Consider the following 22,094-nt stretch of genomic DNA (forward strand, 5'->3'; position numbering starts at 1 on the left):
ATTGGCGCAAAATTAAAACTTAAATTGCTCTTATTGTAGATGAAAAATCGAAATTCTCAAAATTCTGAGCGCACTTTATTCATAATTTTTTTCAGCCCTGACCAGGTCGAACCCCAAAAACTATCTTCCGAACCATAATGATCATTAATCGGACTTTCGTCTTCGTTATTATGGTTATACTGCAATAAGCCGACAACCGTGGAATACTGCGGTTTATTCACATAATCGGTCAGACCGGTGATATTCATCGGGCTGCCGATGCGAACCTGCGTGCCGAACACTTTGCCGGCACAGAGTTTCAGATCTTCAATTTGCGCACCGCCGCCGGTAATCACAATACCGGCAATCAATTCGAATTTCATCTGCTTACTTTCAAGTTCATACTGCAATTGGTTTAATTCATTGCGCACCAATCCCAGTAATTCTTCATAACGTGCGGACGTTGCCACCGATAACTGTTCTTTGGTCAACACCCGCGGCGTACGGCCGCCGATACCAGCGACTTCAATTTTTTTCTCCGCATGTGTGGTCGGCGGGTTCCACGCACTGCTGTAATTGACTTTAATCCGTTCCGCCTCCATTCTTGAGGTTTCGCAGGCATAGGCGATATCATCAGTAACGCGGTTGCCGGCGTAAGGTATCACCTTACTGAATCGCAGTGCGCCGTTGGTATAAACCACAATATCCATGGTACCGGCTCCGAAATCGATCAGACAAACACCTAAATCCTTTTCGTCTTCGGTCAAGACGGAATAACCGGATGCAACGCCGGAATAAACGATTTTATCCACCTTTAATTTACAACGTTCGACCGCTTTTTTCAGATTATTCAGCCAATCCTGATGACAGGCGATTAAATGCGCCTGCGCTTTTAAGCGAACCCCTTGCAGACCGAGCGGATCTTTAATATTAACCTGTTTATCCACGGCATATTCCTGCGGAATAATGTGCAGTAAAGACAACCCTTCGCCCATTTTGACCGAACTTGCCGTATGCATGGCGGAATCGATCTCATCCTGGGTCACCTCACCTTCCGCAATCGGAACGAAACCGCTTTCATTCAGGCTTTGAATATGTTCCCCGGTAATCGCCAGCGTCACGCTCATAATCTGGCAATCGGCAACCGATTCGGCCGCTTCAATCGCACGCTGAATGGAATTTACGACCGCACTTAAATCGGTAATGCTGCCCTTATCAATGCCTTTGGACGGACAACTGCCCACCCCAAGCACATTCACCACACCGTCGGGTAAAACTTCACCGACAACCGCCACGACTTTAGAAGTACCGACTTCTAATCCTACAATAGTTTTTGATTCCACAATTTTAGCCATGTTATAACTTCGCACTATTCACTGTAATTATGCCCTAATCCGCATCAACCATTCCCACCGCGGCACCGACGCCGTATCGCAAATCCACATAAGACAATTTTTTATGTTCCGGCACCTCGATCTGCGGGTAAATCGTCGCAAAGCGATCCAGTTTTGTTTTCCACTCGCCGCGCCCTAACTTTAGGGTGACGTCATTATCCAACACAACCTGCCACGAACCTCTGGCGTCAATCGCCACGGCTTTGACAACCAGCCCTTTGGATTTAAAGTCATTATAAATTTTATTCCAGGCACCGAGCACAACCGCACTTTGGTAATCCGGGCCGGACAAGCGGGGTAAATTCGTCTGTTTTACTTTTTCTATCGGCAATTTAAACACCACGCCGTCAGCGGATAAAAACTCCGTTTCATTCCAAACCGCCACCGGAGTATATTCACTGACCAGAATGCTTAAGCGATCGGGCCAGATTTTACGCACCACCACATCTTTAATCCAAGGCATGGTCTGAATTTGATCCCGCACCACATCCATATTCTGCCCGAAAAAACCTTTTAATCCGCCCATTTTCAGCAAGGTTTCCCGCACATCCGTATCGGTGGTGAAGTTCGGCGCACCGACCAAAGCAAAGGCGCTTATCGGTCGGTCATCCAACGCTTCCAGCCAATCCTGCCGGTTAGAATAAGCATAAAACAACAGCCCCAAGCATAATAGCACAACTAAGGGTTTTATCTGCACAAAAAACCGCGATTTCGGTGTACCCGTTCTGATTCCCTGCGAGGTTTTATGCCGTAATACATTCATTCAACACTGAGCTCCAGCACTCTGACGACCAGCTGTTCAAAGGAATATCCCGCCGCCGCCGCCGATTTGGGAAACAAACTGTGACTGGTCATCCCCGGGTTGGTATTCACTTCAACCAGACGGAAACGTCCCTGCCCATCGGTCATTACGTCAATTCGGCTCCAGCCGCGGCAACCTACCGCATCATAAGCTTTTTTCACTAATTGACGCAATTCCTGCTCGCGTTCGTCGCTTAAGCCTGCCGGACAAAAATACTGCGTATTATCCGAAAGGTATTTGGCTTCATAGTCATAAAATTCGCCTTCCGGCACAATTTTAATCGACGGCAGCACTTCGTTATCCAGCACCGGCACGGTAAATTCATCCCCCGCCAGCCATTCCTCAATCAATACCGTATCGTCATATTTTAACGCAAATTCCACCGCACTTTTCAGCGTTTCCAGCGTTTTGACCTTCGTCATCCCTACACTGGAACCTTCCAGCGACGGTTTCACCATCAGCGGCAATCCTAATTTTTCGACAATCGCCGCCGGATTTAGTTCTGACAGACCGGCTCTCGTCACGATTTCCATCTCCGCCACCGGCAAGCCAAAGGCTTTCCACAGCATTTTGGTGCGCAGTTTATCCATGGTCAGCGCCGACGCCATCACCCCGCAGCCGGTATAAGGTAGGCCGATTTGTTCCAGCAAGCCCTGCATGGTGCCGTCTTCGCCGCCGCGGCCGTGTAAGATATTAAATACCCGCTCAAACCCCTGTTGTTTTAGCGTAGCGACCGGAAAGGTTTTCGGGTCGATCGGGTGGGCGTCGAATCCCTGATTCTTCAATGCCGTTAACACCGCATTGCCCGAACTGAGCGACACCTCGCGTTCCGCCGACGTGCCACCCAGCAATACTGCGATTTTTTGTTGTTTTAATGCTTTTTTCATTGCTTATTCCACTTATTACAATTGTTCCGCCGTCCATTTTGTCACTAAGCGACGGGATAATTTACTCACATCCCCCGCACCCTGCGCAAGAATCAGGTCGCCCTCCTGTATCACCTGATCAAGAATCGCCGCCAGCTGCGCATGATCCGCCACAAAAATCGGATCCACCTTGCCCAGATTACGAATCGAACGGCATAAGGAACGGCTGTCCGCCCCAGCAATCGGCTGTTCTCCCGCCGCATAAACATCCAGCATAATCAGCACATCCACCTGCGACAGCACACGGACAAAATCGTCGAATAAATCTCTGGTGCGCGAATAGCGGTGCGGTTGAAAAATCATCACAATACGCTTATTACCCCAGCCCTGACGTGCAGCTTCGATGGTAACTTCCACTTCCGTCGGGTGATGACCGTAATCGTCCACCAGCATCACGTTACCGTTCGGACGGCTAAATTTACCCAGCTGATCGAAACGACGCCCCGCGCCCTGAAAATCCGCCAGCGCAATCAGAATCGCATCATCGCCGATGCCTTCTTCTTTCGCCACCGCCAGCGCGGCCGTCGCATTCAAGGCATTGTGTCGCCCCGGCACATTGAGCAATACCTCAATGGATTTTCCCGCCGGCGTCACCACCGTATAATAGCCGCGAAAACCGCTCTGACGATAATTTTCAATGCGGTAATCCGCCTTTTCGCTGAAACCGTAGGTGACCACCTGACGGCCGACCTGCGGGATCAATTCATGTAAAACCGGATCATCGGCGCACAGCACCGCCAAACCGTAAAATGGCAAATTATGCAGAAAATTCACATAGGTTTGCTTCATTTCCTCAAAATCACCGTGATAGGTATCCATATGATCCGGCTCAATATTCGTTACTACCGAGACCATCGGCTGTAAGTGCAGGAACGACGCATCGCTTTCATCCGCTTCCGCGATCAAATAACGGCTACAGCCTAAATGCGCATTCGCCCCGGCAGATTTTACCAAACCGCCGTTGACAAAGGTCGGATCCAGACCGGCCTGCGCATAAATCATGGAAATCATCGCCGTTGTCGTGGTTTTGCCGTGGGTTCCCGCAATGGCGATACCGTGACGGAAACGCATAATTTCCGCCAGCATCTGCGCGCGCTGAATAACCGGAATCCGTTTTTCGTGCGCCGCGATGACTTCCAGATTATCCGCTTTAATCGCGCTGGACACCACCACCACGCTGGCGCCTTCCACATTGCTTGCCGCATGGGAAAAATACACTTTCGCCCCTAAAGAAACTAACCGATTTGTGACCGCACTTTCCGCAATATCCGAACCGGTTACCAGATAACCTTCATTTAATAATACTTCCGCAATTCCGCCCATACCGGCGCCGCCGATACCGACAAAATGAATTTGGCGTACCCGACGCATTCCCGGCACGGTTTGTCTCACCCGTTGTTGAAAATCTTTCATTGATTTATTCCTGATTCCTGCTTAATTTGTCACTTCAATAACCGCCTGTGCGACATACTCCGCCGCACGCGGTGCCGACATGGCTTTTGCGTTGATCGCCATAGCCAGTAATTGTTCGCGATCAAGACGGGTTAATAGCTGCACTACTCTGTCGGCATTCAAATCGCTTTGCTGAATAATTTCCGCCGCTCCCGCATCGGCCAGATATTTCGCATTGAGATACTGCTGCTGATCCTTATGCTGAAACGGCACGAAAATCGCCGCCGCCCCGACTGCCGCCAGTTCACACACAGTCAACGCGCCGGAACGGCAGATGACGATATCCGCCCAAGCATATGCCTGCGCCATATCATCAATAAACTCGCTGATTTCAACCGGCGCATCAGACGGATAAAGGGCGCGGATCTGTTGCGCCGCCCCGGCGCCCACCTGATGACGCACCTCAAGTTTGTCCGCCAGATGCGAAACCACCGCCGGCATCGTAAGGTTCAGCACTCTTGCGCCCTGACTGCCACCGACCACCAGTACCCGCAATTTACCGCTGCGCCCGGCAAAACGCTGCTGTGGTGACGGCTGTGCGAAGAAATCCTGTCGTACCGGATTCCCCACCGTCTGTGCCTGTGCAAACGCCGTAGGAAATGCCTGCAATACACGCTTCGCGATTTTAGCCAGCCAATGATTGGTCAGCCCGGCCACCGCATTTTGTTCGTGCAGTACAATAGGTACGCCGCAAAGTTTCGCCGCAATCCCGCCCGGCCCGGATACATAACCGCCCATGCCCAATACCGCATCGGGGCGATAGTCACGAATAATGCTGCGCGCCTGCAATACCGCTCTGCAAATGGCAAACGGCGCGGCCAGCAAGGCTTTGATTCCTTTTCCGCGCAACCCTGAAATCTGAATAAACCGAATCGGAATGCCGTATTTCGGCACCAACTGCGCCTCCATACGATCTTGCGTACCCAGCCAGCAAATCTCCCAGCCTTGCCGCTGTAAATATTGCGCCACGGCAATCGCGGGAAAAACATGTCCGCCGGTACCGCCGGCCATGATGAGTAATTTTTTGTTTGTTTTCTGTACCACAATCTTTTCCTTAATCATCCCGCAAACGTGCCTGACCGCCGCGCATTAAACGGTTTTCATGGTCGATACGTAATAATACGCCGATCGTGATCGACATAATAATCAAGCTCGAACCGCCGTAACTGACCAGCGGGAAAGTCAGCCCTTTGGTCGGCAACAGCCCTAATGCCATGCCCAGATTGACAAAGCCCTGAAAAAAAATCCAGAAACTGACGCCGAATGCGAAAAAGCCTTTAAAACGCTGTTCCAGTTGTAATGATTCACGCCCGATTTTCATCGCTCTGAACACTAACAGCGCCAATAACACAATTACAAAAAAAATGCCGATAAAACCGAATTCCTCGCCGATAACCGCCATCACAAAGTCGGTATGGGCTTCCGGCAAATATTCCAGTTTCTGAATGGAGTTGCCCAGCCCTTCGCCGCTGAATTCACCGCGCCCGAACGCCATGAGGGAATTGGATAACTGGAAACCGGTACCGTACGGATCCTGAAAAGGATCCATAAACCCGGTCAAACGTTTCAGTCGATAAGCGGACGACACCGCCAGCCACAAGATCAGCAACACGCCGGAAAAGCCCAGCGCAACAAACTGCCAGAAATTCGCGCCGGCAATAAACAGCAGCCCGAAGGTAATAATAAACAATACAATGGTGCTGCCCAGATCCGGCTGCAATAATAACAAGCCGCCCAACAGCCCCATGACAATCATCGGTTTAAATGCGCTTAGCCGCTTACTGCGAACTTCATCATAACGGCGGGTAAAATAGCTGGCCAGAAAGCAGGTCAGCGCCAGTTTGGCAAATTCGGCAGGTTGAAAATTAAAGAAAACCAGCGGAATCCAGCGCCGCGCGCCGTTGATTTTCGCCCCGATACCGGGAATCAGCACCAGCACCAGCAAAAACATGGCACTCCAGAAAATATAAGCGTGATATTTTTGCCAGCTGTCCATCGGAACCTGTAAAAAGGTATAGCAGGCGACAATGGAAATCACCACATACAGCGCATCGCGTTTGGCAAAATAGAAAGAATCGTTGAACAGCCGGGTTCCCACCGGAATGGAAGCGGAAGACACCGCCACCAGACCGATCAACAATAAACTGATAAATAGCCAGAACAGCGCACGATCATACAGTAAATTAGCCGGCGCCAGTCTCGTCCAATGTTGGTAGTTCTGTTTAAAATTCTCGATAAACCGCATTAACCTGACTCTAACTTAATTTTGCCAAACGGGTGAATTCCGCTCCGCGCTGTTCAAAGGATGCGAATTGATCCAAACTGGCGCAGGCCGGCGATAATAATACCATATCACCCGCTTTTAATGCCGGGCGCAGGCTTTCAATCGCCTGCTGCATGGTATCGAACAAACGGCTTTGCGCGGATAATTCGGCTAACTGCGCGCCGTCCCGCCCGAAACAGTAACAATAAATATGCGGTTTGTTCAGCAATGTCGCCAACGGCGAAAAATCCGCCCCTTTACCGTCACCGCCCAGCAATAAATATAAATTGCCCGCCACTTGCAAGCCGGTCAGCGCCGCCACGGTGCTGCCCACATTAGTGGCTTTGGAATCGTTAATCCAGCGCACGCCCTGTGCCAAATGAGCTAACTGAAAACGGTGATCCAGCCCGCCGAAACTGCGAAGTGCGGTGCGAATTGCGTGTAAATCGATACCCACCGCCTGTGCCAGCGCCGCCGCGGCCAGCGCGTTCATCAGATTGTGCCGCCCGGTCAGCCGGACTTCGTCGCACGGCAGAATCATCTCATCGTGCGCCATTAAATACGGTTTGCCGTTTTCGCTTTTCAGCCGGTAATCCGCATTCTGTTCGGCAAAACTGACCTGTTTTTGCGCCGTTTGTCCGTTATCTTCCCGGGTGAGCGGATCGTCACCGTTGACTACCGCGGTTTGGCAATGCGCATAGATGGTTAATTTCGCCCGGCGATAATCCTGCAAATCGGTATAGCGGTTCATGTGATCTTCCGTCACATTCAGCACGGTGGCCGCCGCCGCATGCAGGCTGTAGGTGGTTTCCAGCTGAAAACTGGATAATTCCAGCACATAAAGCTGATAATCCTGTTGCAGCAGAGAAAGTGCCGGAATGCCGATATTCCCGCCCATACCGACGCGGATTCCCGCCGCTTTCGCCATTTCGGCCACTAACGTGGTTACCGTGCTTTTACCGTTTGAGCCGGTAATCGCCACAATCGGTTTGTCCGCCGCACGGCAGAATAGTTCAATATCGCCCACCACTTCCACACCGGCCTGAAGTGCGGTCTGAATTTCCGGCGTTTTTACCGCCAGTCCGGGGCTTATCACAATCATGTCGCTTTCCAGCAGCCACTGCTGATTCAGCCCGCCGCAGTGCAGCGCAATGGCGCTGTCCAGTTGTTCGGCGCCGGGCGGAGCGGAGCGCGTATCAATCACGCGGACATGAGCTTGCTGCGCAATTAAAAAATCGACACAGGACAAGCCGGTTTTACCCAAACCGACCACACAGATATTTTTATTCCGATATTGATTATTCATATTGATTCTCTTAACGCAGTTTCAGCGTAACCAGCCCCAGCAGCACCAGCATCAGGGAAATAATCCAGAAGCGGATAATCACCCGCGGCTCGGGCCAGCCTTTCAGTTCAAAGTGGTGATGAATCGGCGCCATACGAAAAATACGTTGTTTACGCAGTTTGTAAGATCCCACCTGCAAAATCACCGACAGGGTTTCCATCACAAATACCCCGCCCATAATCACCAGTAAAAATTCCTGCCGCACCAACACCGCAACCACGCCCAGCGCGCCGCCGAGCGCCAGCGATCCCACATCGCCCATAAACACCTGCGCCGGATAGGTATTAAACCACAGAAAGCCCAATCCCGCGCCCACAATGGCGGTACAAAACACCACCAGCTCGGAAGTATATTTAATATACGGGATATACAGATATTTCGACCATTCCACATTGCCGGTCGCCCATGCGATTAAAGCGAATGCGCCGGCCACGAACACCGTCGGCATAATCGCCAGACCGTCCAGACCGTCGGTCAGGTTAACCGCGTTACTGGTGCCGACAATCACAAAATAGGCCAGAATAATATAAAACAGCCCCAATTGCGGCATCACTTCTTTAAAAAAAGGCACCACCAGCCGGGTGGCGTCGCTGTCTTTGCCCACCGCATACATGCCGAACACCGCAACCAGCGCAATGGCGGACAGCCAGAAATATTTCCAGCGCGCAATCAGCCCGTCGGTATTTTTGCGCGTAATTTTGCGGTAATCATCAATAAAACCGACCGCACCGTAACCGAACAAAACCAGCAGACTGAACCAGATATACGGGTTGGCTAAATTCGCCCATAACAGCGTGCTGACACCGATCGCGAATAAAATCATGATACCGCCCATCGTCGGCGTGCCTTTTTTGCTTAAATGGCTTTCCGGCCCGTCGTTGCGCACTTCCTGACCGAATTTCAGAATCTGTAGGCGGCGAATCACCTTCGGCCCGATCCATAACGACAGTAAAAGTGCGGTCAGTAACGCCAGAATTGCGCGTACCGTAATGTACGACACCACATTAAACCCGCTTTGGTATTGCTGCAAATATTCAGCCAGCCAGACTAACATACAAAATTATCCTTTAATGAATTGATCACATCTTCCATTCGCATACTGCGTGATCCTTTTGCTAATAAAACCACTTTTTGATCGGCGTTCAATTTATCCTGAATTAATGCCGTAACATAGGCTGTCAGCGCCGCCTTATCGGTAAAGTGCGTTCCGCCGCAGGCCGCCGAGACAGCGGCGCTTTGCACACCGAAGCTGACCACCGCCTCCAGTCTTGCCGCCCGGGCGAACTCCGCCACCTGCTGATGACAAAGTTGACTATTTTCGCCTAATTCCGCCATATCACCAACAACTAAAATGCGAAACGCGGCATATTTTTGTAATACGCTGATCGCAGAACGCAACGAAGCCACATTGGCGTTATAGGTATCGTCCAGTAATAACAGGTTGTGACAAGGGGTTAGCGGGAATAAACGCCCGCTCACCTGCGATTTGCGCTCCAGCCCCCGTTTTACATCGGCCAAACCGGTGCCCACGCTCATCGCCAGCGCCGTCGCCGCCAGCGCATTGCTGATATTGTGCGCGCCTAAATAGGGCAGGTTGATCGCAATTTGTCCCTGCGGGCTGTGCAGCACAAAATCGGAACCGTTTTCCGTGATATGTACGTCCGCGGCATAATAATCCGCCTGCGCATTGTCGGCGGAAAACGACCGCACTTGATGGGCGCCGATATCCGCCTGCCAGCGCGTCAGATAATGACAATCCAGATTAATCACCGCCACGCCCTGTGCCGCCAGGCCGCGATAGATTTCGCCTTTTGCCTGTGCTACGCCGTCAATGCTGCCGAAACCTTCCAGATGCGCCGCCGCCACATTGTTGACCAACGCCGCATCCGGGCACACCAGTTCGGTGGTATAGGCGATTTCGCCCGGATGATTCGCGCCCAGTTCGATCACCGCAAAACGGTGCCGTTCGGTTAAACGCAATAAGGTCAGCGGCACACCGATATCGTTATTGAAATTACCATGAGTAAATAAAACCGCTTCGGAATCGACCGCACTTTCACGCAGGATCGAGGCGGTCATTTCTTTTACCGAGGTTTTCCCCGACGAGCCGGTAATCGCCACGGTTTTCGGCTTCAAATGCGCTTTCAGCCATTGCGCCAGCCGTCCCAGCGCCAGGCGGGTATCGGCGACGATAAGCTGCGCTGCGGCAACCTCACTGCGCCGCTGCACCACCACTGCCCGGCAGCCTTGTGCGACCGCCGCGTTAAGATAGGCATGGGCATCGAATTTTTCGCCTTGCAGGGCAAAAAATAAGCCGTTCTCAGTCTGTCGGCGGGTATCGGTGCTGATATTTTCCACGGTGATCGTGCCATCACCGATTAATTCGGCATGCAGAATGTCTGCAATGCATTTGAGATCAAGTTTAATCATGATTATGTGTCTGCGTCCGTCAACAGGCAGCGGCGGCTTAGCCCGTCCCCCTGCCTTGCCGTTTAAAAATACTTGCTTACCGTTTCCTGATCGGAAAAGTGCTGTTTGGTCGTGCCGATGATCTGATAATCCTCATGCCCCTTACCGGCGATTAAAATCACATCATTTTCCACCGCACTTTGCAGCGCGGTACGAATGGCCTGTTCGCGGTCATGAATCACCGAAACCCGCTGCGGTTGGCTAAAGCCGGCTAAAATATCCGCCATAATTTTCCGTTTATCTTCGGTGCGCGGATTATCGTCGGTGGCGATCACCCGATCGGCCAGGCGCTCGGCGATTTGTGCCATTAACGGCCGTTTGCCGCTGTCGCGATCGCCGCCGCAGCCGAAAACGCACCACAATTTGCCATGGCAATGCAGCCGCGCGGCGCTCAAGGCTTTTTCCAGCGCATCGGGGGTGTGTGCGTAATCCACGATCGCCGTCGCTTTGCCGGGCGCGGTCAACATTTGCATGCGCCCGCATACGCCGTGTAATTGCGTCACGCTGTCCGATAACTGCGCCACGGAATAGCCCAAAGCCAATAACGTTGCGCTCACCAGCAACACATTGCTGACATTAAACGCGCCGATTAACGGACTGTGCAATTCGCCCGCGCCCCAACTTGAGTTAAATGCAATGCGCGCCCCGTTAGCCTCGAAGGTGATCCGTTCGGCCTTCAGCCAGCGATGACGGTGCGGTCGAAACGCCGGGTTGCAGCTCACGGCAATGGCCTGCGGTAATTCAGCCAGCCATTGTGCGCCGCTATCATCGTCGGCATTGATAATTTTGTGTTCGCTGTGCAGTTCGGTGAAAAGCCGTTTTTTCGCCGCGGCATAATTTTCCATTGAATGATGATAATCAAGGTGATCGCGGCTGAGATTGGTAAAAATCACAGCGGCGAAATGCAGCGCCTCCACCCGGTGCTGCACCAGACCGTGAGAAGACACTTCAATCGCGGCAAAATCCGCCCCCTGCGCCACAAATTGCGCCAGTGACGCCTGAATTTCCACCGCCGATCCGGTGGTATTGGCCGCGGCTTTTACCTGTCCATACAAACCGTTGCCGATCGTCCCCATCACTCCGGCGCGATGCCCCAGCAGTTGCGTCCATTGCGCCAGCAGCTGCGCCACCGTGGTTTTGCCGTTCGTGCCGGTGACACCGACTAAAGTAAGATGACGGGAAGGCGAATGATAAAAATGATCGGCAATGGCGGATAATTGTTCAGGCAAGCGATAATAAGCAATCAGCGGAATGCCGTTTTGCTGCTGAAGCTGTAGATGTTGCGCGGCGCTGTCGGCCTCAAAAAGCACCGCACTTGCGCCGTTTTGTAAGGCTTGCGCAATATAACGGCGCCCGTCGGTTTGATGTCCTTTGATTGCAACGAAAAGACAGCCAGTCTTTACAGAGCGGCTGTCCAATGTCATATCGGTCAGCTCGACGCGATGGTCAAGCCCGGATACCCCTAAAAGTGCGGTCAGTTTTTGCATAATTTTTTCTTCATTTGACGCTTAGTTCGTTTTTTCCGTTCTTTTATCACTTAAACGAACCGTGCGTTTTGCCACTTTATCCTGATCAATACCGTCCGGCGTGACGTTATTGGTACGCAACGCATACCCCATAATGCTGGAAAATACCGGCGCGGAAACCGCACCGCCGTAATACTGCCCCGCCTTCGGATCATTAATCAGCACGATTAACGCATAGCGCGGATCGCTGATCGGCGCAACGCCGGCGGTATATGCGATATATTTATCCACATAACGGCCGTTTTCCAGTTTTTTCGCCGTCCCGGTTTTTACCCCGACCCGATAGCCGTCCACCATGGCGCGTTTATTTTTGATCGCCACTTTTTCCATCATATTCACCACTTCGCGCGTCAATTTTTCCGGGAACACGCGATTGCCGATCACCGGCGGATCAACCTTGGTAATGGAAAGCGGACGATAAATGCCGAAGCTGCCCAGCGTCACATAAGCGCGCGCAATCTGCAACGGCGTGGCGTTGATGCCGTAACCGTAGGCCACGTTGGCGCGTTCAATATCCGCCCAGCGTTTACGATTGGCGTTCAGCAGGCCGGATTGTTCGCCGATTAACCCGAGATCCGTCGGCTTGCCCAAACCGGCATTCTGATAGGTTTCCATTAACGCCGCCGGCGGCATGCGCAGCGCCAGACGGCTGACGCCGCGGTTACTGGAATTTTCCAGAATCTGATCCAGCGTTTGTTTATCGCGCGGGGCAACGTCGCGGATTTCATGTCCGTTTAACACCAGCGGCCCGGTATTAATCACTTCGTCACGGCGTACCGCTCCACGCTGAAGTGCGGTCAAAACCACGAAAGGTTTTACCGTCGAACCCGGCTCGAAGGTATCGGTAATCGCTCGGTTACGCATCAGATCCGCTTTTACCCCGATTCGGTTGTTCGGGTTGTAAGACGGCGCGTTGACCATCGCCAGTACTTCGCCGGTGCGAATATCCACCAACACGGCGGTGCCCGATTCCGCTTTATTTTCCGCCACCGCTTTTTTGATTTCGCGATACACCATGGACTGCAGCTTTTCATCAATACTCAGCGTTACGTCATGGGCATCGTATTTTTTCACATCGGCAATATCTTCCACCACGTTACCGTATTTGTCTTTACGATAGGTGCGCGAACCGGATTTGCCGATTAACAGCGAATTAAAACTTTTTTCGATCCCTTCAATGCCGGCGCCGTCAATATCGGTGTAACCGATAATATGTGCGGTTTCTTCCACCCGCGGATAAAAACGCCGCGCCTCGGTTTTCAGCACCACGCCTTTGAGTTTTAACTGTTTGATATAATCGGCAACAGTCGGCGAAACCTGACGGGACAAATAGACAAAACGGGAGGCCGGATCTTTTTCCAGCCGTTTAATCAGCGTGTTATAAGGCACGCCCAGCACTTGCGCCAGGGCTTTCCAGCGATCTTTATCCTGTAGGGCGTTTTCTTCATAAATAAATTTCGCATCCGCCACAATGGAATACATCGGCACGCTAACCGACAGCAGCTGGCCGTTACGATCCAGAATGGAGCCGCGCACGGACAACACTTCCTGTGTGCGCAAAGAACGTTTATCCGCTTCATCCATTAACGGATCCGAATTCATAACCTGAACATAAGTGGCTCGCGCAATCAATGCGCTCAGGCCGATAAGCACCACCCCGATAGTCCAGTAGAAACGCCCTTTTAAAAAGCTCGTATCATAACAAACCTTGGGTTTATTGCGTTTAATCGCACTGCCGCCGCTATTACGCTTGGTTTTATTACCGTTTTGCTTATTCAATTTGATCATCGTACGCACCTCAGCCTATTCCAGGATCAGAACTTCCTGTTCAGGCTCAATCGCTTTCATCTGTAATTTTCCCGTGGCAATCGCTTCAATACGGGTATTATCACTTTGTGTCGCCTCTTCTAGTTTTAAATTTAAAAATTCATTTTCCAGCGCCTGATGCTGCAACACCAACTCGCTTTTTTGCGCAATTAGGCCGCGGGTCTGATGGGTAATCCAGATGGTGCCCAGTGCGGTAATCAAAACCAGCATCAGCAATACCATCACTAATTTGTTCGAGACAAATAAATCTTCCAGCAGGATCGTCTGCAGCGGGTAACGCTCTGAATTTTTCAGCATGCCACTACCCTCTCGGCAACGCGCAGCACCGCACTTCTGGCACGGGGATTATGTGCGATTTCGGCTTCCGTCGGCATGATCGCTTTGCCGATCAGCGTTAATGTCTGATTACGCGGAATCTGATCATCGCGCAGCGGTAATCCTTTCGGGATAATCTCGCCCTGACTTTGCTTACGCATAAAATGTTTCACCATGCGATCTTCAAGGGAATGGAAACTGATCACCGCTAAACGGCCTTTCGGCGCCAACACCGTTAATGCCGCTTGCAAAACGCGTTCCAGCTCTTCCAGTTCGGCGTTAATAAAAATGCGGATTGCCTGAAAACTGCGGGTGGCGGGATGTTTATGCTTATCTTTGAAAGGCACGGAGCGGGCGATTAATTCCGCCAGTTGCAGCGTACGGGTTAAAGGCGGCGTGCCTTGCTGCCGGGCATTACGGTTATAGCCGACAATCGCCTGCGCAATACGTTTGGCAAAGCGTTCTTCGCCGAAGGTTTTTAATACCCACGCCAAATCCTGTTCGGAAACCTGTTGCAACCAGTCTGCGGCGGAAAGCCCCTGGGTCGTATCCATGCGCATATCCAGCGGGCCGTCCTGCATAAAACTGAAACCGCGCGCCGCATCATCCAACTGCGGTGAAGATACGCCTAAATCCAGCAAAATACCGTCGATTTTACCGACCAGCCCTAATTTTTCACAAATGTCGGCAATGGCGGAAAAGCTGTTATGTTCGATATGGAAACGGGGATCCTGAATTTGTTCGGCGGCGGCAATCGCTCTTGGATCGCGATCAATGGCAATCAGGCGGGCGCCGGCGGATAATTGTGAGAGGATCAAACGGGAATGACCACCGCGCCCGAAAGTGCCGTCAATATAAACACCGTTTTCTTTCAAAGCCAGTCCCGCAACCGCTTCATGCAATAAAACGGTGAGGTGTTCCGGTGATGAAAAAGTATGCTGCGCGTTCATGATCATTAAATTAAAAAATAAAAAACAAATAATTTGAGGAAGATAAGGCGGTGTACCCTGTACACCGCTTACCTTTGCTAGTGCCGCTGTTCTTTTGCATGAAAGAAAATCTTTCTTTTATATCGACAGCGTAATTAATTCCGGTGATAACGACAGCTGACCGCTGGCACCCAGCGCCATATCTTTTTCGATCTGGGATTGCCACTCAGCGTCGCTCCAAATTTCAAATTTATTCAGCTGCCCGACCAACATGATACTTTTTTCTAATTTTGCATGCTGGCGTAACGGCCCGCTGATCAAAACCCGCCCTACACTATCCAGTTCGCATTCCGTTGCATAACCCAGCATCACACGCTGTAAACTGCGCTGCACCGGATCAAAATTGGATAAAGCGAGCAGTTTTTGTTCTATGCTTTCCCATTCATTCAGCGGATAAAGCAGTAAACAAGGCTGGCGGATATCTACCGTACAAACCATTCTTCCCTGATTATGTTGCATAATTTCCGGACGATAGCGGGTGGGGATAGCCATTCTCCCTTTCGAATCCAGATTCACCGCCGATGCGCCACGAAACATAAGATTTCCTTTGATTTTTTCGCAACTCAAGATTGATACGATTTATTTTCGGCATTTTTTACCACAAAATACCACTTTCCACCACTTTGCCTAAGTTTATTATTAGTTAAATCAACTTGCAAGCGTTTAATTCCCGAATAACGTAAAGTTTTGTATAACGCCATAAAAAAACAAAACCGCTTACGGTTTCCCGTAAGCGGTTCATCACAAGTTACAGCGAATGATTAATTTTCGTTTCCGTCGTCATTGACTAACGGTTTTAACATACCGAAGAACATCAGCACGGACAATACGCCGCAGGCAAGACCGAGCCAGACGGATAAATCATAATTCAGCCCCAATCCGATAGGTGCATTCAGAATGAAAGTCGCACAGACAACCGTCATAAACACGGCCGGAATGGTGGCGATCCAGTGGAACTTGCCGTTACGGTACAGGAATGCCGCGCCGACCCATAATGTCACCATTGCGGTGGTCTGGTTCGCCCAGCCGAAATAGCGCCATAACATGGAGAAGTCCATTTTAGAGACCAGAAAACCGATAGCAAACAACGGCAGTGCGATAGTCAGACGCTTAGCGATATTACGCTGATCAAATTTGAAGAAATCGGCAATCAGCAAACGTGCGGCACGGAATGCCGTATCGCCGGAAGTAATCGGCAGAATCACCACGCCCAGCACCGCTAAAATACCGCCGAACAAACCGAGCATACCGATCGCGGAATCATACACCACTTTCGCCGGTGTACCGATCTTAATGGCTTCGGCCAATGATGCCTGATCATTATAGAAACTTAAACCGACCATACACCAGATCAACGCGATCACCCCTTCACCGATCATCGCACCGTAGAAAATAAAGCGGCCTTCTTTTTCATTTTCGGTACAACGCGCCATTAACGGTGACTGTGTGGCATGGAAACCGGAAATCGCACCGCAGGCGATGGTGATAAACAGCAACGGCCAAATCGGCATATTCGTAGGGTGCATATTTTTAAAGAAGTCCATAAAGCTGACGTCCGCACCCACCGTTCTGAAAAACGGAATGCCTTCAAAGAACAAGCCGAACAACATACCGCAAGTCATAAACATTAACAACGCGCCGAAGAACGGATAAATACGGCCGATAATTTTATCAATCGGCACCAGCGTGGCGAGAATATAATAAATGAAAATGATTGATGTCCATATGGTTAAAATATGGGTGGTGGACGCGCCCGCCTCATCATTTACCGCCGCGGCGCTGACCGAACCGGAACTCATTAAATCATTGGTAATATTGGTTAATAATGACGCCGGGCTGGCTACGAATACCACGCCGACCAACAACAATAACAAAATCGCCAGCACATTCATGAAATGCTTGGCCGGCTGGCCTAAATATTTACCCGCCAAATACGGAATATTCGCCCCGCCGTTACGGATACTCAGCATACCGGTTAAATAGTCATGCACCGCGCCGGCAAAAACGCAACCCAACACAATCCACAACATCGCAACCGGTCCGTACAGCGCGCCCAGAATCGGGCCGAAAATCGGGCCGGTACCGGCAATATTTAATAACTGAATCAGCCAGATTTTCTTTTTGGAGATGGGAACATAATCAACACCGTCTTTTTTACTGAAAGCCGGTGTTTCGCGTTTCGGATTAATAACAAAAACTTTCTCAACAAACTTGCTATAAATAAAATAGCCCGCAAGCAACATTGCAACACAAAAAAGGAACCACAACATATAATCACCTTGAATAAATAATAAAATTCGCCCGCCTTACTGATTTTTATAAAGCGAGCATATTTTATGTAGTCACTGCAATGAAGTAAACGCCGCTCCGGTTATTTGCCGGGAAAATATTCATAAAAAGTGAGGTCTATCACAATTTATCCTGATGTTCGTCTGTTTTTTCGCCGCCTTTTTGCGCATCGGTTTCGTCAAACCGCACCACCGGAATACAGCTGCGGCATGCGCCCTGATCCACCCCGACTTCCTCGCAGAATTGATTGTATTTATCCCATGCTCTGCGAAACCAGCTTTTCTTTGCCTCTGTCATAGTCATTCTCCTTTCATTAACGAGCAAATGTAATCATAAAAGGCTTTCGTATTTTTGCAACATTTCTTTTACTTCCATTCTACAAGCCTTTAACCATTGTTTTTTACCGGCAACGCTTGCCGGCTTTCCGTCTCGCTGCCGACAATAGGCCGTCAGCAACGGGCCAGATAACGCCCCCTGCCGCACAGTCAAACGATGCAGCAAACGCCGGATGGCCGGCAATGCCGCCGCTAAAGTGCGGTGAAAATCGGCAAAGTTTTGCAGGCTTAAGCGGTCTTCCCGGCGCAATGTCCAATCCGGCGCTTCACTCATAAAATGCGCTGCCAGCGGATGAAAAGACAAACCGATATTGCGCCGAAACTGCGCGCCTGCCTGCTGACAGAACGCCTCTCCCGCCGCACTTAACGGGCGTACGGCAAGCGCCGAATAACAACCGCTGCTGGCCTCCCGGTGTTCGCCGAGACAAACTATCTGAAAACCGCAGCACCGCCAGAATGTCATCAACGACGGCGTATAACCGAAGCTGACGGAAACAAAATCCGCCGCACCTTGCTGCGCCAATGCTTCGACCAGCTGCCGCCCGATACCCTGCCGCTGTCTGTCCGGCCGTACCGCAATACGGGAAATACGCACGGATCGCAGGCTACAGGCTGCCGCCACCCCCGTTTGCTGACACAGCATCTGCGCCGCCAGATTGCCCCTCGGACGCCGCACGCCGCGCTGAATATCGGTAATCAGTGCGGTATCATACAAACCGCCTTCCGCCACGCCCCACAAACAACCGAACAGGCCGTCTGCGGAATCCGCCAGCCAGAAATGCTGGCCCGGCGCATCAAATAAACGGCGCAGATCCGACGGCGAGGTTTTATAATGCGCCAACGTCAGCAAACCGTAAAATTCGCGGTAACGCCGCCGCGCAAGCAGCTGCTGCCGGGGGAAACGATAAATCTGGTATGAGGTGCCGGCCGGCGATCGCGGCTGCGGCTGCGCCAGCGCCTGTTCCGCATCCAGCAGCAACAGCGCGTCAATAAAGGGTTCCACCTTATCATCCGCGCGCCAGCGCAACGGCGCACTTAAGGAGAGATGGCATAAAGTGCGGTCGGTTTTTTGCATAAATTTCAGCAAAAATCCCCGCCCGGTGCCTTCGTAACTTTGTACCGTGGTGGTACATAAAATATGTTTGAACGCTGATGTCAGACCACGCAGCAGCGGCAGCGGGATCATCGCCGCCTCATCAATAATCAGCCAATATTCGGCAAACCGCTGCGGCGCCCGTGCAATTTGCCGGCATAATTCATCGGGAGCAATAAAAGGCAATTCGACGCCCGCAAATTCGCGCAAAATATTGACCGCACTTTTATTCGGTGCGGTAATCAGCACATGGGTTAATTGCGCCGCCAGCATGCCCGCCAGCGCGGATTTACCGCGCCCGCGTTTTGCCGTCAGCACGAAAATATCCGCCTGCGCGGATAAAATCCGTTGCAGCACCGCCCGTTGTTCCGCCGTCGGCACATGATGATTGTCCCGGCAAGAAGGGCGCGGCACGGATAAATCGATCCGCGGCATATTCTGCTGCCGGTAAACGGGAAAAGCGCAGCGCGCAATATGGCGCTGAAAAAAACGGATAAAATTCGGTGTGCGGATGCCGCACGCCTCGCCGCTCCAGCGCAGGCTATCCATATCAATCTGTTGTTGTAGCGTTCGCCACCGATTAAACAGCAGCAGCAACAAACCGCCGGCCTGCAAGCCGCCGCCGGCGACGGCCAGCGCATCCAGATGAATGCCGTAGCGCGCATCGTAAATGATCAGCGCCGCCTCTTGCCCCAAACGGTTTCTTGCCTGCGAAAAACTGACCGGTTGATACGGGCAATCCAACGCTAAGTGCGGTGCATTTTCGGCATAAAAAAGCACCGCACTTTCACCACTTCGCCGACCAAGCGCGCGCAGTTGTCCACGCAGTTGTTCAATGAGCCATTCATCTTCGCCGACCAGCAGCGCGATCTGCCGAGCCTGCACGTTACGCTTTTTCCGCCAGATAAGGATCGGCAAAGCCCAGCGCGCCCATAATCTCCGTTTCCAGCTTTTCCATTTCTTCCGCCTCATCATCGTCAATATGATCATACCCGAGCAGATGCAAACTGCCGTGCACCACCATATGCGCCCAGTGCGCCGTCAGCGGTTTGCCCTGTTGCTGCGCTTCGCGTTCCACCACCTGACGGCAAATCACTAAATCGCCCAACAGCGGCAACGCCACTTGCGGCGGGCATTCAAAGGGAAACGACAGCACGTTGGTCGGGCGATCTTTTCCGCGATAGGTTAAATTCAGCTGATGACTTTCCGCCTCATCCACAATCCGCACCGTGATTTCCGGCACGCTGTGCTCCGCCCGCACCGCCGCACTCGCCCATTGCTGAATCTGGGCGGCGCTCGGTAAGTTTTCACGATCTTCACTGGCGATTTGTAAATCGATCATTACATTTTGCATATTCTTTCTCTGACTGGCTGATAATTTGCATAGCTTATCATTCAAACGCGGTGAAGAATATTGATTTTTCTGTTGCGCTCCGTCAGGCGGCGGATATGCAATAATGTCTTATAAATCTGGAAATTAGATCACATTTCAGAAAAAAATGCAGGCTTTTCGCTAAAAAAAGATTTATTATTACCGCACTTTTTCGGTCTTTTGCGAAAAATGAATTTTTACACCGGAATCAGGAGCAATTTTAATGTTTAAACAACTGCAACAGATCGGCAAAGCCTTTATGCTGCCGATCGCGATCCTGCCTGCCGCAGGGTTATTGTTGGGGATCGGCGGCGCCCTTTCCAATCACGCCACCATTCAGGCCTATCCCGTATTAAATCATGCCATGCTGCAAAGCGTTTTCCAGCTGATGTCCGCCGCAGGCAGCGTGGTGTTCGGCAATCTGGCGCTGTTGCTGTGTATCGGGCTTGGTATCGGGCTGGCGAAACGGGATAAAGGCGTCGCCGCGCTGGCCGCGACGGTCGGTTATCTGATTATGAGCGGCACCATTGATGCGCTGATTCCCCTGTTCGCGCCGGACAGCAAAGGCATCGACACCGGTGTGATCGGGGCATTGGTGATGGGTTTGATTACTGTTAAGCTGCACAATAACTATCACAATATTCAATTGCCGCAGGTGCTCGATTTCTTCGGCGGCTCGCGTTTTGTGCCGATTATTACCGCATTCTGCGCAATTTTCGTCGGCGTGCTGTTTTTCCTTATCTGGCCGACGTTTCAGGGCTGGCTGCTTGCCGCCGGCGAACATATTGCCTCAATGGGCGAAATCGGTACCTTTTTCTATGGCTTTTTAATGCGGCTGAGCGGCGCGGTGGGGCTGCATCATATGATTTATCCGCTGTTTTGGTACACCGAACTGGGCGGTACGGAAATCGTGAACGGCGAAACGATTGTCGGCGCGCAGAAAATCTTTTTCGCCCAACTCGCCGATCCCAATCATCAGGGCTTATTTACCGAAGGCACCCGCTTTTTCGCCGGCCGTTTCGACACTATGATGTTCGGGCTGCCCGCCGCCTGTCTTGCTATGTATCATGCGGTGCCGAAATCGCGTCGCAGCCGGATCGGCGGATTATTCCTCGGTGCCGCGCTGACCTCCTTTATCACCGGCATTACCGAGCCTATCGAATTTATGTTTTTATTCGTCGCCCCTTGGCTTTATGTATTCCACGCTTTTCTGGACGGCGTTTCTTTCTATATTGCCGATTTTCTCAATATCGCGATCGGCAATACCTTTTCCGGCGGTTTTATTGATTTTCTGTTGTTCGGCATTTTGCAAGGCAATGAAAATACCCATTGGATTCGGGTGATTCTGGTCGGGATCCCTTGGGCGCTGCTGTATTATTTCTCTTTCCTGTTTTTGATCAAAACGTTTCATGTGATGACGCCGGGGCGCGGCGATGAGCAGGAGGAGCGCACGGAAGTGCAAACCACCTCGCTGACCGAAAACGCGCATGCGATTATTCAGGCACTGGGCGGAGCGCACAATATCGAACACGTCGATGCCTGTATTACCCGTTTACGGGTCGCGGTAAAAGAGGTGAACGCGCTGGATAAAACCCGGCTGAAAGCGCTGGGCGCGATCGATGTGCTGGAAGTGGGCGGCGGTGTGCAGGCGGTTTTCGGCGCCAAAGCGGTGTTATATAAAAGCGAAATCAACCAGATATTAGGCAAGGAAGATTAAA

At 51.5% G+C, this 22,094-nt stretch carries 19 protein-coding genes; 1 reads left to right on the plus strand and 18 read right to left on the minus strand.

Features of this window, described 5'->3' with window-relative positions; all coding sequences use genetic code 11:
* Nucleotides 1-56 precede the first annotated feature (56 nt).
* The 18 genes from ftsA to ybeY all read right to left on the minus strand — a co-directional run bounded on the left by ftsA (nucleotide 57) and on the right by ybeY (nucleotide 20,358).
* A complete protein-coding gene (gene ftsA, locus ACESOH_RS00250; RefSeq protein ID WP_032091884.1) occupies nucleotides 57-1,334 on the minus strand; it encodes a cell division protein FtsA in 1,278 nt (425 codons plus the stop codon).
* A gap of 34 nt (nucleotides 1,335-1,368) precedes the next feature.
* Complete coding sequence (locus ACESOH_RS00255) at nucleotides 1,369-2,136, minus strand: cell division protein FtsQ/DivIB (RefSeq protein WP_373098906.1); 768 nt, start codon at nucleotides 2,134-2,136, stop codon at nucleotides 1,369-1,371.
* Complete coding sequence (locus tag ACESOH_RS00260; protein WP_373098908.1) at nucleotides 2,133-3,062, minus strand: D-alanine--D-alanine ligase; 930 nt, start codon at nucleotides 3,060-3,062, stop codon at nucleotides 2,133-2,135. The genes ACESOH_RS00255 and ACESOH_RS00260 overlap by 4 nt, the downstream gene beginning before the upstream one ends.
* A gap of 15 nt (nucleotides 3,063-3,077) precedes the next feature.
* Nucleotides 3,078-4,514, minus strand: a complete 1,437-nt coding sequence (gene murC, locus ACESOH_RS00265; protein WP_373098909.1) for a UDP-N-acetylmuramate--L-alanine ligase — start codon at nucleotides 4,512-4,514, stop codon at nucleotides 3,078-3,080.
* A gap of 21 nt (nucleotides 4,515-4,535) precedes the next feature.
* A complete protein-coding gene (gene murG, locus ACESOH_RS00270) occupies nucleotides 4,536-5,615 on the minus strand; it encodes an undecaprenyldiphospho-muramoylpentapeptide beta-N-acetylglucosaminyltransferase (RefSeq protein WP_373098911.1) in 1,080 nt (359 codons plus the stop codon).
* Nucleotides 5,608-6,798, minus strand: a complete 1,191-nt coding sequence (ftsW, locus tag ACESOH_RS00275) for a putative lipid II flippase FtsW (RefSeq protein ID WP_032091879.1) — start codon at nucleotides 6,796-6,798, stop codon at nucleotides 5,608-5,610. Before ftsW ends, murG begins: the two co-directional genes overlap by 8 nt.
* A gap of 10 nt (nucleotides 6,799-6,808) precedes the next feature.
* Nucleotides 6,809-8,122 carry a UDP-N-acetylmuramoyl-L-alanine--D-glutamate ligase gene (gene murD / locus ACESOH_RS00280; RefSeq protein WP_373098912.1) on the minus strand — a complete coding sequence of 438 codons (1,314 nt, stop codon included), beginning with the start codon at nucleotides 8,120-8,122 and terminating at the stop codon, nucleotides 6,809-6,811.
* A gap of 10 nt (nucleotides 8,123-8,132) precedes the next feature.
* A complete protein-coding gene (mraY, locus tag ACESOH_RS00285; protein ID WP_032091877.1) occupies nucleotides 8,133-9,215 on the minus strand; it encodes a phospho-N-acetylmuramoyl-pentapeptide-transferase in 1,083 nt (360 codons plus the stop codon).
* Nucleotides 9,209-10,591, minus strand: coding sequence for a UDP-N-acetylmuramoyl-tripeptide--D-alanyl-D-alanine ligase (gene murF, locus ACESOH_RS00290; protein ID WP_373098914.1), 1,383 nt, complete (start codon nucleotides 10,589-10,591; stop codon nucleotides 9,209-9,211). Before murF ends, mraY begins: the two co-directional genes overlap by 7 nt.
* Before the next feature lie 62 nt (nucleotides 10,592-10,653).
* Nucleotides 10,654-12,117 carry a UDP-N-acetylmuramoyl-L-alanyl-D-glutamate--2,6-diaminopimelate ligase gene (gene murE, locus ACESOH_RS00295; protein WP_373098916.1) on the minus strand — a complete coding sequence of 488 codons (1,464 nt, stop codon included), beginning with the start codon at nucleotides 12,115-12,117 and terminating at the stop codon, nucleotides 10,654-10,656.
* A gap of 21 nt (nucleotides 12,118-12,138) precedes the next feature.
* On the minus strand, nucleotides 12,139-13,944 hold the full coding sequence (locus ACESOH_RS00300) for a penicillin-binding transpeptidase domain-containing protein (RefSeq protein ID WP_373098918.1): 1,806 nt from the start codon (nucleotides 13,942-13,944) through the stop codon (nucleotides 12,139-12,141).
* Between the two features lie 15 nt (nucleotides 13,945-13,959).
* Complete coding sequence (gene ftsL, locus ACESOH_RS00305) at nucleotides 13,960-14,280, minus strand: cell division protein FtsL (RefSeq protein ID WP_032091873.1); 321 nt, start codon at nucleotides 14,278-14,280, stop codon at nucleotides 13,960-13,962.
* Entirely contained in the window at nucleotides 14,274-15,248 is a 975-nt protein-coding gene (rsmH, locus tag ACESOH_RS00310; RefSeq protein WP_373099835.1) for a 16S rRNA (cytosine(1402)-N(4))-methyltransferase RsmH, read from the minus strand. Before rsmH ends, ftsL begins: the two co-directional genes overlap by 7 nt.
* 117 nt (nucleotides 15,249-15,365) lie before the next feature.
* Nucleotides 15,366-15,824: a division/cell wall cluster transcriptional repressor MraZ gene (gene mraZ / locus ACESOH_RS00315; RefSeq protein ID WP_032091871.1), complete on the minus strand. Its 459-nt coding sequence runs from the start codon at nucleotides 15,822-15,824 to the stop codon at nucleotides 15,366-15,368.
* A gap of 224 nt (nucleotides 15,825-16,048) precedes the next feature.
* A complete protein-coding gene (locus ACESOH_RS00320) occupies nucleotides 16,049-17,557 on the minus strand; it encodes a carbon starvation CstA family protein (protein ID WP_032091870.1) in 1,509 nt (502 codons plus the stop codon).
* 139 nt (nucleotides 17,558-17,696) lie between these two features.
* Nucleotides 17,697-17,873, minus strand: a complete 177-nt coding sequence (locus tag ACESOH_RS00325; RefSeq protein ID WP_373098920.1) for a DUF5363 domain-containing protein — start codon at nucleotides 17,871-17,873, stop codon at nucleotides 17,697-17,699.
* A 33-nt stretch (nucleotides 17,874-17,906) separates the two neighbouring features.
* Nucleotides 17,907-19,979, minus strand: coding sequence for a tRNA(Met) cytidine acetyltransferase TmcA (locus ACESOH_RS00330; protein WP_373098922.1), 2,073 nt, complete (start codon nucleotides 19,977-19,979; stop codon nucleotides 17,907-17,909).
* Nucleotides 19,891-20,358, minus strand: a complete 468-nt coding sequence (gene ybeY / locus ACESOH_RS00335) for an rRNA maturation RNase YbeY (RefSeq protein WP_373098923.1) — start codon at nucleotides 20,356-20,358, stop codon at nucleotides 19,891-19,893. Before ybeY ends, ACESOH_RS00330 begins: the two co-directional genes overlap by 89 nt.
* Before the next feature lie 241 nt (nucleotides 20,359-20,599).
* On the opposite strand from ybeY, the gene ACESOH_RS00340 reads away from it, so the two are divergent.
* Nucleotides 20,600-22,093: a PTS transporter subunit EIIC gene (locus tag ACESOH_RS00340; RefSeq protein ID WP_373098925.1), complete on the plus strand. Its 1,494-nt coding sequence runs from the start codon at nucleotides 20,600-20,602 to the stop codon at nucleotides 22,091-22,093.
* The last annotated feature ends 1 nt before the right edge of the window (nucleotide 22,094 follow it).

Origin of the sequence: Necropsobacter rosorum, assembly GCF_964241405.1 — a bacterium.
GTDB lineage: Bacteria > Pseudomonadota > Gammaproteobacteria > Enterobacterales > Pasteurellaceae > Necropsobacter > Necropsobacter rosorum.

Coding starts and splice junctions, on each gene's coding strand:
- ftsL (WP_032091873.1), bottom strand. CDS start 14,280: ATGCTGAAAAATTCAGAGCGTTACCCGCTGCAGACGATCCTGCTGGAA.
- murG (WP_373098911.1), bottom strand. CDS start 5,615: ATGATTAAGGAAAAGATTGTGGTACAGAAAACAAACAAAAAATTACTC.
- ftsW (WP_032091879.1), bottom strand. CDS start 6,798: ATGCGGTTTATCGAGAATTTTAAACAGAACTACCAACATTGGACGAGA.
- murD (WP_373098912.1), bottom strand. CDS start 8,122: ATGAATAATCAATATCGGAATAAAAATATCTGTGTGGTCGGTTTGGGT.
- ftsA (WP_032091884.1), bottom strand. CDS start 1,334: ATGGCTAAAATTGTGGAATCAAAAACTATTGTAGGATTAGAAGTCGGT.
- ACESOH_RS00320 (WP_032091870.1), bottom strand. CDS start 17,557: ATGTTGTGGTTCCTTTTTTGTGTTGCAATGTTGCTTGCGGGCTATTTT.
- ACESOH_RS00330 (WP_373098922.1), bottom strand. CDS start 19,979: ATGATGAGGCGGAAGAAATGGAAAAGCTGGAAACGGAGATTATGGGCG.
- ACESOH_RS00255 (WP_373098906.1), bottom strand. CDS start 2,136: ATGAATGTATTACGGCATAAAACCTCGCAGGGAATCAGAACGGGTACA.
- mraY (WP_032091877.1), bottom strand. CDS start 9,215: ATGTTAGTCTGGCTGGCTGAATATTTGCAGCAATACCAAAGCGGGTTT.
- ybeY (WP_373098923.1), bottom strand. CDS start 20,358: ATGCAAAATGTAATGATCGATTTACAAATCGCCAGTGAAGATCGTGAA.
- ACESOH_RS00340 (WP_373098925.1), top strand. CDS start 20,600: ATGTTTAAACAACTGCAACAGATCGGCAAAGCCTTTATGCTGCCGATC.
- ACESOH_RS00300 (WP_373098918.1), bottom strand. CDS start 13,944: ATGATCAAATTGAATAAGCAAAACGGTAATAAAACCAAGCGTAATAGC.
- mraZ (WP_032091871.1), bottom strand. CDS start 15,824: ATGTTTCGTGGCGCATCGGCGGTGAATCTGGATTCGAAAGGGAGAATG.
- murC (WP_373098909.1), bottom strand. CDS start 4,514: ATGAAAGATTTTCAACAACGGGTGAGACAAACCGTGCCGGGAATGCGT.
- murE (WP_373098916.1), bottom strand. CDS start 12,117: ATGCAAAAACTGACCGCACTTTTAGGGGTATCCGGGCTTGACCATCGC.
- ACESOH_RS00260 (WP_373098908.1), bottom strand. CDS start 3,062: ATGAAAAAAGCATTAAAACAACAAAAAATCGCAGTATTGCTGGGTGGC.
- ACESOH_RS00325 (WP_373098920.1), bottom strand. CDS start 17,873: ATGACAGAGGCAAAGAAAAGCTGGTTTCGCAGAGCATGGGATAAATAC.
- rsmH (WP_373099835.1), bottom strand. CDS start 15,248: ATGAACGCGCAGCATACTTTTTCATCACCGGAACACCTCACCGTTTTA.
- murF (WP_373098914.1), bottom strand. CDS start 10,591: ATGATTAAACTTGATCTCAAATGCATTGCAGACATTCTGCATGCCGAA.